Here is a 12,030-nt window from a genome sequence, read left to right as displayed (position 1 = left end):
TGCGGGCCTCATCAACCGTTTCAGACAGCGCGCCAGCCAATATCGCGGCGACAGAACCCCTGCGGCCAATCGATGCTGTCAACGGCGCGATAGGCGCGTTGCTGCGCGGCGCTGATCGTGCCTGCGCGCGCTGTCACTGCCAGAACCCGGCCGCCTTCGGCAACAATGCGGCCATCATGCTGCCGGGTTCCGGCGTGGAAAACCATCACATCATCCTGATTGGAGAGAAATTCAAGACCTGAAATGACGCTGCCCTTCTGATAGGGACCCGGATAGCCGTTTGCGGCCATGACCACCGTCAGCGCCGGCGCGTCATGCCAATCAATCGTGGACCCCTTGAGGCTGCCCGTTGCACTTGCCAGCAACAACGGCAGCAGATCGCTTTGCATCCGCATCATCAGAACCTGACATTCGGGATCACCGAACCGGCAATTATATTCAATCAGCTTGGGACCATCGGCATTGATCATGAGACCGGCATACAGCACGCCGCGATAGGGGGTGCCGCGCGCGGACAGGGTTTGCAATGTCGGGGCAATGATGCGGTCCAAAGTCTGCTGCAGCACAGTGTTTGTCACCACAGGGGCCGGAGAATAAGCCCCCATCCCGCCGGTGTTGGGTCCGCTGTCGCCCTCACCCACGCGCTTGTGGTCCTGAGCGCTGGCCAAGGGCAGCATGTTCTCGCCATCGCAAAGGATGAAGATGCTGGCTTCCTCGCCATCGAGAAATTCCTCAATCACGACACTGGCACCGGCATCGCCAAACTGCCCCGCAAAGCAATCTTCCAGTGCGTCTTCCGCCTCGCGGTTGGTCATCGCTACAGTGACACCCTTGCCCGCTGCCAGCCCATCCGCCTTGATGACAATCGGTGTACCTTTTTCCGCAACATAGGCTCTGGCCTGCTGCAAATCTGAAAAATGGCCAAAACCGGCGGTCGGAATTTCTGCTTCCTCGCACAGCGCCTTGGTGAAATATTTGGAGCCTTCCAGTTGTGCCGCGGCCTGGCTTGGGCCGAAAGCGGCAATGCCGGCCTCGCCCAGTACATCGACCAGACCATCGACGAGGGGCGCTTCGGGACCGACCACGACCAGATCAATGCTCTGATCTTTGCAGAATTGCACAATGGCGGCTTGATCTTCTGCACTGACGTCACTGGGCTGGCTGATGGCCAGCAATCCGGGATTGGTCCCGGTTGACCACAGCGAACTCAAAAGCGGAGACTGCGCCAATTTCCAGCCCAGCGCATGTTCACGGCCGCCATGGCCAACAAGAAAAACATTCATGACACTGATCTATCCCTTTATTGCCGCCGGACATCGGCCCACAATTGCATCAGGTCCGATTCCAGTCCGGTTCTGCGCCTAACATGCAGACCCATGCGGGTAAAGCCAGCACAAACTCGGTTAAAGCCTTGACGGATTGTTGATTGCAAGCCATGTCTCAGCGAAATGAATGAGACAACAAACCATCTGAAAAAAAGCGTTGCCGACGCGGTCAGTGGCCACTGGGTCGACACCAGAGCACCGGAATGGTTGCGGCCCTATGCACGGCTGGCCCGCTGGGACCGGCCAATCGGCTGGTGGCTGCTGCTGCTGCCGTGCTGGTGGTCGGTTGCACTGGCGGCAAATCTGGCTGGCGGTGCCGTGAATTTGTGGCATTTGTTGCTGTTCCTGATCGGTGCCGTTGCGATGCGCGGCGCGGGATGCACCTATAATGATCTGATCGACCGGGATATTGACGCCCAGGTGGCGCGGACCCGTTCGCGGCCTTTGCCGTCCGGACAGCTAACTGTCAAGCAGGCCCGGATATTCCTGCTGTTGCAGGCCCTCACCGGCATGGTGGTGTTGTTGCAATTCAACCGCTTTGCTATTCTGCTCGGGCTTGGCTCGCTGCCGATCGTCGCGGTCTATCCCTTCATGAAACGCATCACCGACTGGCCGCAAATCGTGCTCGGCCTGGCATTTTCCTGGGGTGCATTGATGGGTTTTGCCGCGCGTTTTGGCGCGCTCGACCAGGCCGCGCCCTATCTGCTTTATGCCGCCGCTATCATGTGGACCATCGGCTACGATACGATCTATGCCCATCAGGATCAGGAAGATGATGCCCTGATCGGAGTACGCTCGACTGCCCGGACCTTCGGTGCCAGTTCGCAAATCATGATCGGGCTGTTCTTCGCCGGTGCGGTGCTGTTTGCCGCCCTTGCCATCATGGCTTCGGGAGGCGGCATCTATGCAGCACTCGGCCTGACCGGCTTTGCCGTTCATCTGGGCTGGCAGGTGGCTTCGCTGCAGCCGGGAAATGCCGAACGCTGCCTGATGCAGTTCCGCTCAAACCGAAATGCCGGCCTGCTGCTGTTTGCCGGCCTGGTGCTGGAAACGCTGATTTAGAGTATCTGTTAGCCTCTGCCGATAAATGGCATATCCCTTGCCATGATATTCATGAATTGAATATTGGCGTCCAACGGCAATTCAGCCATCTGCAGAATGGCGTTGGCGATATGCATCACATTGATGGTCGGCTCCGGTTTGACCGAACCATCAGCCTGCGGCAAACCCTTGGCGAAATGCGCCGTCATGTCGGAGGCGGCATTGCCGATATCAATCTGTCCGCAGGCGATATTGTGCACCCTGCCATCCAGGGAAATGGTGCGGGTCAGGCCGGTCACCGCATGTTTGGAGGCGGTGTAACAGGCCGAACCGGGGCGCGGCACATGGGCGGAAATGGAGCCATTATTGACAATCCGGCCACCTTGCGGGTCCTGATCGCGCATCCAGCGATAGGCCTGATTTGCAACGAGAAACATGCCGTCGAGATTGATATCCATGACCTTGCGCCAATCTTCGAAATCAAGATCGCCGAAATTGATTGAGCCGCCGGAGACGCCGGCATTGTTGAACAGAACATCGAGCCTTGGCAGGCGGGCCTTCAGATCAGCAAACAGCGCTTCAACTGACGCCGGATCGGACACATCGGCAGCAGAAGCGATGATTTTTCCCGGGAGATCCGAGCCCATTTCAATGGTCTCTTCCAAAGCCTCCAGGCGCCGTCCGCAAACCGCGACCTGATACCCGGCGCCGGCCAGGGTCAATGCGGTTGCCCGTCCGATGCCGGAGCTGCCGCCGGTGATGAGTGCTGTTTTCTGTGCTGTATTCTGTTTCGCGCCGTTTGCCATATCTGCTCTCCAATTGCTGTCCCGGTGTAGCGGAAGCTATGGCCGGAACGCAAGGCCTCGACAGACAGAAGTCCTTCGATCAGCGGCGGCCGAATAGTTTCTCGATATCGGCGAGTTTCAACTCGACATAGGTGGGGCGGCCATGATTGCACTGGCCGGAATTGGGTGTGGCTTCCATATCCCGCAGCAAGGCATTCATTTCCTCGGCTCTGAGCCGCCGCCCAGAGCGCACAGAGCCGTGACAGGCCATGGTGGCAGCGACGTAATCCAGCCGCTCAGCCAGCCGTGTGGAGGCATCCAGATCGGCCAGATCATCAGCGATATCGCGCACCAGACCCGTTATATCCGTGTCGCCCAGCAGGGCCGGTGTCTCGCGAACGCAGATCGCGCCGGGACCGAAGCGTTCCAGATGCAGACCCAGATCCGCAAGTTCCCCGGAGCGCGCTTCCAGCCGGTCGACGTCTTCCTCCGGCAGATCAACGATATCCGGGATCAACAGCATCTGAGTGGCCACATTTTTGCTCGCCAGCGCGGCCTTGAGCCGTTCATAGACAAGCCGCTCATGGGCGGCATGCTGATCGACAATGACCAGACCGTCCCGGGTTTGCGCGACGATATAATTTTCATGAATTTGGGCGCGCGCAACACCAAGAGGAAGATCGGTTTCGGCCAGATCGCTCGCCGGCACCTGCATCGCTCTGGTGTCAGCTGACGGATTTCTGAAGGCTGCAAAGCTGCTGCTGCCGGAGGACGGCTGATAAGGTGTCTGCTGCGGTTCTGACATGCCGGTGTGCGGCGGCGCGGCGAGATCCGGCTCGGGTCTGAAAGCGGACTGGCGCCAGTCGGCCGGCGGTGCCGTGGCAGCCCTCGCCAGGGGACGGCGCGCCAGCAGTGCCAGTGCTTCCGTTCCCCCTGTGGTGGCCGAGCGGTGGCCTGTCCCGGCCATGGCTTCACGGATTGCACCGACAATCAGGCCGCGCACCAGCGCAGCGTCACGAAATCTGACATCGGCTTTGGCGGGGTGGACGTTCACATCGACCAGATGCGGATCAAGATCGACAAACAGCACGGCGACTGGATGACGGTGTTTCGACTGGAAATCGGCATAGGCACCGCGCAGCGCGCCGTGCAATTGCCGGTCTCTGACAGGCCGTCCGTTGACGAAGAAGAATTGCTGCAAGGTGTTGGCGCGGTTGTAGGTTGGCAGCGCTGCAAAACCGGTCAGCCGGACGCCCTCGCGCACAGCATCAATGGGCACGGCATTGTCGCGGAACTCCTTGCCCATCACCTGGGTTATGCGCGCCAGCAAAGCGTCATCGCCGGTTGCAGAGCCGTAATCCAGCGCCGTACGATCAGAGCCGTTCAGCGAAAACCGCACCTGCGGATGCGCCAGGGCAAGCCGCTTGACGACATCGGTTATGGCTGCAGTTTCGGCGCGGTCACTTTTGAGAAATTTCAGCCTTGCGGGCGTGGTGAAGAAAAGATTGCAGACTTCAACCTGGGTACCGACGTTCAGAGCTGCGGGTGTGGCCGCAGATTTGCGGCCGCCATCAATGGTAATCTGCCAGCCGGTGTCCTCATCCTGCTGGCGGCTCTTGATGGATAATTCGGCGACCGATCCAATGGACGGCAGAGCTTCGCCGCGAAACCCCAAGCTTTGAATGTCGAACAGATCATTCTCATTGAGCTTGCTGGTGCAATGACGTTCGACCGCCAGAGCAAGGTCTGCAGCAGTCATGCCAACACCATTATCGCTGACGCGCATCATGGTTTTGCCACCGGAAGCGGTGACGATATCAACACGGGTCGCCTGCGCATCGATAGCGTTTTCGACCAGTTCCTTGACGACACTGGCAGGGCGCTCCACCACCTCGCCGGCGGCGATACGGTTGATGGTTCCTTCCGATAGATGCCGGATGGTCATGAAAGGCTCCCAGCACGATGGGCCAAGGGGCAGCAACCCGGACGGCCATGGGTTGCACCCCGGAGCGCATTCAAATGCAGTCCGGTGCAAATGCATTCCGGTGATTCGGTCACCCTATTATAGAGAAATTGAGGCGATCAGTTGCGGAAGCGTTTCCACAGCGATCCAAACAGCGTCCGAGGTTCCGTATTTTCCTCAAAGCTGTCCGGCTGCGGCGCATCAGGCGATGGCGTCCGGTAATCCACCGGCGGATCGGTCAGATATTTGCGTTTGGTCGGATCGCCCGAGCTCATAGCGGCACGCTGCTCGCGAAATTTGCGTTGCGCTTCAAGCCGTTGCGCCGTGTTCATTTCGGTGACATCAATCGGGCTGACATTCGGGTCCGGCTGCGACGCGCCATGGGCAAGTCTTCCGCGGCGAAACTCTTCCGGTATTTCGCCGGAGGTATTCACCGCTCTTTTGCGGTCCGGATCATCGGGCCATGCGGCGGATTGCGCCAGGGCAGTTTTTTGTTCCGGCGGCGGCAATTGCGTATCTGGTGGCAAAACCAGCTCAGAGCGCGCCTTATATTCGATCGGATCTTTTTTCTTTTTGGAGCCGGTCAGATTGCCCGTCAGCTCCTCAATCATTGCCATTTCAGGTGCCCGCCCGGTACCGTAGGTCGGCGAACCGCAGCCCGACAACGCCAGAACTGAGGCCATCAGGCCGAAAGCGCTCATTGCCCTGGCGGCATTCTTGAAGGACTTAACGACGATCAATGCAACACCCGTTTCAACTCGTAATGAAATTTTGAACTCCTGTATTCTACAGAAATCCTTAAATAAACTTCAACTCTCCGCTGCTTTTGTGCAACCAAGATGGCGCAATTAAGACATATCCTGTTTGTGAGCAGGCTGCCCCGGCCAGATCATCTCATACAGGAGCACGACGAAACCTGCAACGATTGCGACGTCAGCAATGTTGAAGATATACCAATAAAAATCAAAAGCGTGCAGCGAAACAAAATCCGCCACCGCACCATAGACGACGCGGTCGATTGTGTTGCCAATTCCCCCGCCGATGACAAGCGTGGCGCCCAGCACGAAGCTGCGCGTCTCAACCCGGTTTGCCCAGATCCAAAGCGCAATGCAGGCAACAATGCCGACAATAACCAGCAACCAGCGGCCAATGTCACTTTGTTGCTGCAACAGGCCGTAACTGATACCCCGATTCCAGACCAGCAGCAGGTCAAAAAATGGCGTGACTGCAATCCGCTCGCCTTCCTGCAATTGAAGCCCGTACAGGATCCACAATTTGGTTGCCTGATCCAACACCAGTAGCACAAGTGACCAGCGCAGCATGAAGGCTGCGCTGGAGCTCCAAAGGGGCCATTTCTGTCCGGCAGTCATTGGCTGGCGCTCCACATCTATCTGTTGTTCCAAAGCTGACTATTGCTCCAGAAGGCCGGCATCAGCCAGTTCACGCAAGGCCTGTGCGTCGCGCGGCGTGACATCGGGATAATCCGCATCCTCGCCAATCCGGGTGGAGAATTTCCACGACCGGGCACATTTCTGCCCCTCGGCGCGGGCAAATTCCACTGCAACGCCGGGCACTTCGCCAAGTCGGAAGGCAGCAGCGGGACCGGGGCCCGGTTCCATGTCAATTCCGCTGGTGATGCAGATATCGGCAAAATCGGACTGCTGCGCAACGCCCTGATATGCCTCATCGTCCAGATAGACGCGCGGTGCGGCTTCCAGCGAAGAGCCAATGCGTTTTTCGCGGCGCTCGATTTCAAGCGCGCCGGTGACAACCATCCGAACCGCGCGAATTCGACGCCATTTTTCGGCCAGTTCATCATCCTGCCAGGCTTGCGGCAGGGGATTGAAATCCTGCAGATGCACTGAAGGCGGTATGGTATCCAGCTCCTCCCGGTCATCTTCCAGCACGTCCAGCCGGTTCTGGCGGTAAAGCCAGGATTCTTCACAAGTAAAGGGGATGATCGGCGCAAGCCAGCGCACCAGATTGTCAAAAATCTGATCGATCACCGTAAGCGCCGCCTTGCGGGTGGCACTGGACATCGGGTCGCAATACAGCGTGTCCTTGCGCACATCGAAATAAAACGCGGACAAATCTAGATTCATGAAACGCGACAAGGCGCTGAACACTTTTTTGAAATCATAGGCGTCATAGCCGTCATTGACGGTCTGCTCCAGATTGCGCAACTGATGCAGCATATAGCGCTCCAGCTCCGGCATCGCAGACGGCTCGATGCGGTCTGTCTGCGGGTCAAAATGACTGAGCGCCCCGAGCATCCAGCGGATGGTGTTGCGCAGCTTGCGGTAGGCTTCCACATTGGTCTTGATAATTTCAGGTCCGAGCCGCTGATCTTCGGAATAGTCGACCGACGCCACCCAGAGGCGCAGAATATCGGCACCGTACTGCTTGATGATGTCCTGCGGCACCACCGTGTTGCCAAGAGATTTGGACATTTTGCGGCCGTCCTGGTCCATCGTGAAGCCATGGGTCAGCACTGCTTCATAAGGTGCGCGGCCGCGCGTGCCGCAGCTTTCCAGCAGCGATGAATGGAACCATCCCCGATGCTGATCGGAGCCTTCCAAATAGAGATCGGCAGGCCATTTCAATTCCGGACGGTCTTCCAGCACATAGGAATGGGTCGAGCCGCTGTCGAACCAGACATCGAGAATATCGCTAACCGGCTGCCACTTGGCCGGATCGTGATCATTGCCGAGAAAGCGTTCTTTGGCACCCTCTTCAAACCAGGCATCCGCACCTTCGGCTTCAAACGCATCGAGGATGCGCTGGTTGACCGCATCATCATTCAGCAGATTTCCCTCCTCATCAACGAACACCGCGATGGGAACACCCCAGGCGCGCTGGCGCGATAAAACCCAGTCGGGACGGTTTTCAATCATCGCCCGCAACCGCTTCTGTCCAGCTTGCGGATAAAACCTTGTGGCATCAATGGCGGCCAGAGCGCGGGCGCGCAAAGTATCGCCCGCCTGCCCTTCTATGTCCTCATCCATGTAGACAAACCATTGCGGTGTGTTGCGGAAGATCACCGGCTTTTTGGAGCGCCATGAATGTGGATAATCATGCTTCAGGCGGCCCCGCGCGAACAGATTGTTCTGGCCGATCAGGGCAGTGATAACGCGCTGATTGGCGTCGCCTTTCTTGCCCTTGTCATCGATGATACGGGCAGCACCGCCCTCAGCATCGGGGCCGAACCCCGGTGCATCGGCGGTGAAAAATCCGGCATCATCGACGGTGAAGGGAATCGCGGTATCAATGCCAAGCGCCGCGACTTCGCGGCGTTTCGCCACCCAGTTCTCAAAGTCATCGCGGCCATGACCGGGCGCGGTATGGACAAAGCCGGTGCCTGCCTCTGCGGTGACGTGATCGCCCTGCAGCATCGGCACCAGGAACTGATATCCATCGACCCCGAGCCCGCGCAACGGATGGTGCAGGATGATGCCTTTCAAATCGTCGGCAGAGACAGCGTCCAGACGCGACAATGTGACCTTTGCCTTGGCCGCGCTTTCTGCTGCCAGCGCGTCGGCGAAGATATATTTTTCACCCGGCTGCGGGCCGAAATCCTGCTCTGCTTCCACGACTTCATAAAGCCCGTAGGCAACGCTGTCCGAATAACACACACAGCGGTTGCCGGGCATCGTCCAGGGCGTCGTGGTCCAGATTACGACCGAAGCTCCAAGCAGAGCTTCAGGTCCTTTGACAACGGGAAACTTGACCCAGACCGTATCACTTTCATAGACGTGATATTCAACCTCGGCCTCGGCCAGCGCGGTGCGCTCGACCACCGACCACATCACCGGTTTGGAACCACGGTAAAGCTGACCGGTGGTGGCAAATTTCATCAATTCACCGGCAATGCGCGCCTCGGAATGAAAATCCATCGTCTTGTAAGGGTTCTTGAAATCGCCCTGAACACCCAGCCGCAGAAACTCGGCGGATTGCTCACCGATCCAGTAGTCGGCGAAGTCACGGCACTCCTTGCGAAATTCGTTGATCGGAACCTCGTCCTTGTCCTTGCCCTTTGCGCGGTATTGTTCCTCGATTTTCCATTCGATCGGCAGACCGTGGCAATCCCAACCTGGAACATAGGGCGCATGAAATCCCTGCATCTGTTTTGAGCGGCAGATGATGTCTTTCAGAACCTTGTTGAGGGCATGGCCGATATGCAGATTGCCATTGGCATAGGGCGGGCCGTCATGCAGCACAAATTTAGGCCGCTGGCCGGGCGTTGCACCGGCCTGCTGCGGCGCATTCGTGGTCTTGCCGAGAATTCTGTCCTGCAATGAGGCGCGGTCCCAGAAAGCGAGAATTTGCGGTTCCTTCTTGGGCAGTCCGGCCCGCATCGGGAAATCTGTCTTCGGCAAAAACAGGGTTTTGGAATAATCGCGCGATGGCGCGTTGGGATTGTCAGCCATTATCAACTCTAAAATCAGGAGAAATCGTCAGAGCTGGCTCCGGACCGGTGCCTGCTCTTCGCTGCAGTGTTTTTCGGAACCCGGCTCCCCGCGCGCATACCTGCCCGCGCCTCAAAGGGAGGCCGGGCCTGTAATTCGTATTGTTCGTCTGGATATGTGGATCATCGAACCCGTGCCGGTTGCCATATGCTGGGGCTTTTAACAGCGCTTTGTCTCCGAATAAAGCTTTTGCTGCCAATGCCGTCAATTTTAGCCCTGCGTATTGAAAATACCGGCCGCCGGTATTTGAATCTTCGCAGCGGAAGCAGTTGCAGTTCCCGCGACAGGCAGCAGCGCTTGCGGCATTAAACATTCTGCTTAACCAAAGACTTAAATGCTGCTTGCCGGGTGCCTCGTAGCCTATGTAAATTGGTAAAACTGCCTTTGCTCAATTTCAGGAACGATCCCGATGTGTTTCAAATATGATCTGACCCCGTTCAAAGCGGAACTCCATACAAATGGCTATGTCCACCTGAAAGATGTGCTGAGTGACACATTCGTTGCCGAGCTCAAGGACTTTAACGAAAAGGCCATGTCACTGGCGGCTGAAGAAAACAAATCGGTACAAGTGAAGGGCAAGAAACGGCAATTCGTGTTTGGGTTCTCGTCTGACGAAACAGCTCTTGAGTTCCGAAAAGGAATTGCCTGTCTGACGTCCATGGATGAGGACAAGATCACAATCTCCGAGCGCCATCTGAAGGTCTACGATGAAAAAGCCAATCCCTGGCCATCACCGCACAAGGACAGATGCGCGTCACAAATTTCGATCGGGCTCCCGATTGCACTTTCCAAAGGTTCGACTGTTGCGGTCTTTCCAACGCTCGATCAGTCCGAGAATCCGAACGACAAAGCCATGTTTATCAGCGAGTCCGATAACATCAATTCACAGCAGGCCTATGTCGCCAACGAGGCAGTGTTGCTGAATGAGTCTGTCGGAGATCTGATCCTGTTTAACGGCTCATCGATATTTCATGAACGGGTCAAAGCGGCCGGAACATCTGTTCTCTACATCAAGATAAACGACAAGGGCGATGATCCGCTGGGTGAAAACATCTACACCCCGGCTGCCACTTCCATGGCCGTCGCCTGACATCTGCGTTAGCGGAAAACCGACACCTGATAGCCGGTTTTCCGCCTGACCAGATGATTGAGCCACAGCGACCAGAACAGTGTGGTGATGATAACAGCGGCTGCCGCGCCCTCATATTTGTATGTCGGCACAAGAAGCAGATTGCTGAGCAACAGCACGATACCACTGCAGATATAGACCGGGATTCCGGTCCGCTGATTTTCTGTAATCATCAATATCTGAATGGCCGGACCTGCGGCTGCGCGAATGATCTGCGCCAGGATCAATCCGAGCAGAGCAAAATACGCTGCCTGAAATTCTGTGCCAAAAAGGCCGAGCAGAAATCTGCCGAACAAAACCATCAGTACAAACGATGCCACGCTGGAGCCAATTGTAAACAGGTTTGCCTTTCGCATGATCTGATGCATTTGTTGGCGGTCGGCAGCAAGATGGGCGTTCGAAGCGTCACGCAATAAAATCTGATGGGTTATCTGGACGGCGAAAACCAGCAGGGCTGCGATTTTCATGGCAACGCCGAAAATGCCGGCCTCCCCGGCCGGCAAGATCAATCCGATCATCAATATATCCACATCGGCAAACATATTGACGAACAGGGTCGAGAAAATCATCGGCACAGCGAGCCGTCTCAACTTCGATGTTTCACGGGCTGATAATTGGCCGCCATCGGAGCGCGCCGCAAAGCCAAGCCCGGCATTTCTTGACAGAAAAAATGCCATCCAGATCGTCAGGGCCAGCGCTATGAAGAAGTTGATGGCGACAATCGAAACTGCGTTGAGCTGCACCGCCAGTGCGATGGCCGCGGCGACAAAAACCAGTGTCAGAACGGGCCGCACCAGCAGTTCAGGCAAATTCGCCAGCCGGAAAAACTTCATGGCATTGGCGAGGCTGCCGCAGACGCGCATGGCGGTATAGACCGGGGCCGTTGCAACGCCAATCAGCAGCGCCAAGCGTTGGTCGAGGGCTGCGCCCGGATAAAGCCAGATCAGCAGCGCTGCGGGAACTGCGAACACCACCGACAGGAGCAGAGCATCTTTGCGTACAAGCTTGAGGAAATCTGAAAGGACCGTGGCCGGTTTTTCCATCTCGCTGGCGGCAACAATCGGTGCCAAGATCCATGGATATCCCATCGACATGAATATTGAGAGGATGCCCGCGAGGCTGAGCGCCAGATAATAGGTGCCGAGCACTCCCGCGCCATAATAGCGGGCGATCAGAATCTGCAGGATTATTCCAGTGCCCGCCCCTGCCAGCCGTGCCAGCGTCAGCAGGAATGACGTGGCAAACAGGGAGGACAGAAATTTGACCAGCTTTTCAATCATCGGCTCAGAGCGTTTTCAGGTTGAAATGCCGCATAAGGAGG

At 57.0% G+C, this 12,030-nt stretch carries 9 protein-coding genes; 2 read left to right on the top strand and 7 right to left on the bottom strand.

From position 1 onward, the window contains the following. Positions 1–20: 20 nt before the first annotated feature. Positions 21–1,283 carry a phosphoribosylamine--glycine ligase gene (purD, locus tag RAL88_RS17330; RefSeq protein ID WP_306265168.1) on the bottom strand — a complete coding sequence of 421 codons (1,263 nt, stop codon included), beginning with the start codon at positions 1,281–1,283 and terminating at the stop codon, positions 21–23. A 165-nt stretch (positions 1,284–1,448) separates the two neighbouring features. Between purD and ubiA the strand changes: the two genes are divergently transcribed. After that, entirely contained in the window at positions 1,449–2,387 is a 939-nt protein-coding gene (ubiA, locus tag RAL88_RS17325) for a 4-hydroxybenzoate octaprenyltransferase (protein WP_306265167.1), read from the top strand. Between the two features lie 8 nt (positions 2,388–2,395). Here the strand turns inward: ubiA and RAL88_RS17320 are convergent, their stop codons facing one another. The 5 genes from RAL88_RS17320 to ileS all read right to left on the bottom strand — a co-directional run bounded on the left by RAL88_RS17320 (position 2,396) and on the right by ileS (position 9,541). Further along, entirely contained in the window at positions 2,396–3,172 is a 777-nt protein-coding gene (locus RAL88_RS17320) for an SDR family oxidoreductase (RefSeq protein ID WP_306265165.1), read from the bottom strand. 79 nt (positions 3,173–3,251) lie between these two features. Further along, positions 3,252–5,096: a DNA mismatch repair endonuclease MutL gene (gene mutL / locus RAL88_RS17315; protein ID WP_306265163.1), complete on the bottom strand. Its 1,845-nt coding sequence runs from the start codon at positions 5,094–5,096 to the stop codon at positions 3,252–3,254. Between the two features lie 137 nt (positions 5,097–5,233). After that, positions 5,234–5,854: a hypothetical protein gene (locus RAL88_RS17310; protein WP_306265161.1), complete on the bottom strand. Its 621-nt coding sequence runs from the start codon at positions 5,852–5,854 to the stop codon at positions 5,234–5,236. A gap of 108 nt (positions 5,855–5,962) precedes the next feature. Further along, positions 5,963–6,517: a signal peptidase II gene (lspA, locus tag RAL88_RS17305; RefSeq protein WP_306265159.1), complete on the bottom strand. Its 555-nt coding sequence runs from the start codon at positions 6,515–6,517 to the stop codon at positions 5,963–5,965. 6 nt (positions 6,518–6,523) lie between these two features. Beyond that, positions 6,524–9,541: an isoleucine--tRNA ligase gene (ileS, locus tag RAL88_RS17300; RefSeq protein WP_306265157.1), complete on the bottom strand. Its 3,018-nt coding sequence runs from the start codon at positions 9,539–9,541 to the stop codon at positions 6,524–6,526. A gap of 448 nt (positions 9,542–9,989) precedes the next feature. On the opposite strand from ileS, the gene RAL88_RS17295 reads away from it, so the two are divergent. Further along, the gene (locus RAL88_RS17295) at positions 9,990–10,670 is read left to right on the top strand and encodes a hypothetical protein (RefSeq protein WP_306265156.1); all 681 of its coding nucleotides are present in this window, start codon (positions 9,990–9,992) and stop codon (positions 10,668–10,670) included. A gap of 8 nt (positions 10,671–10,678) precedes the next feature. Here RAL88_RS17295 and RAL88_RS17290 read toward each other — a convergent pair whose 3' ends face one another. Next, complete coding sequence (locus tag RAL88_RS17290) at positions 10,679–11,989, bottom strand: oligosaccharide flippase family protein (RefSeq protein ID WP_306265155.1); 1,311 nt, start codon at positions 11,987–11,989, stop codon at positions 10,679–10,681. Positions 11,990–12,030 lie beyond the last annotated feature (41 nt).

This window comes from Pararhizobium sp. IMCC3301, from assembly GCF_030758315.1.
In the GTDB taxonomy this organism is placed as follows: Bacteria; Pseudomonadota; Alphaproteobacteria; order Rhizobiales.
This window is presented reverse-complemented; position numbering and strand designations above follow the sequence as displayed.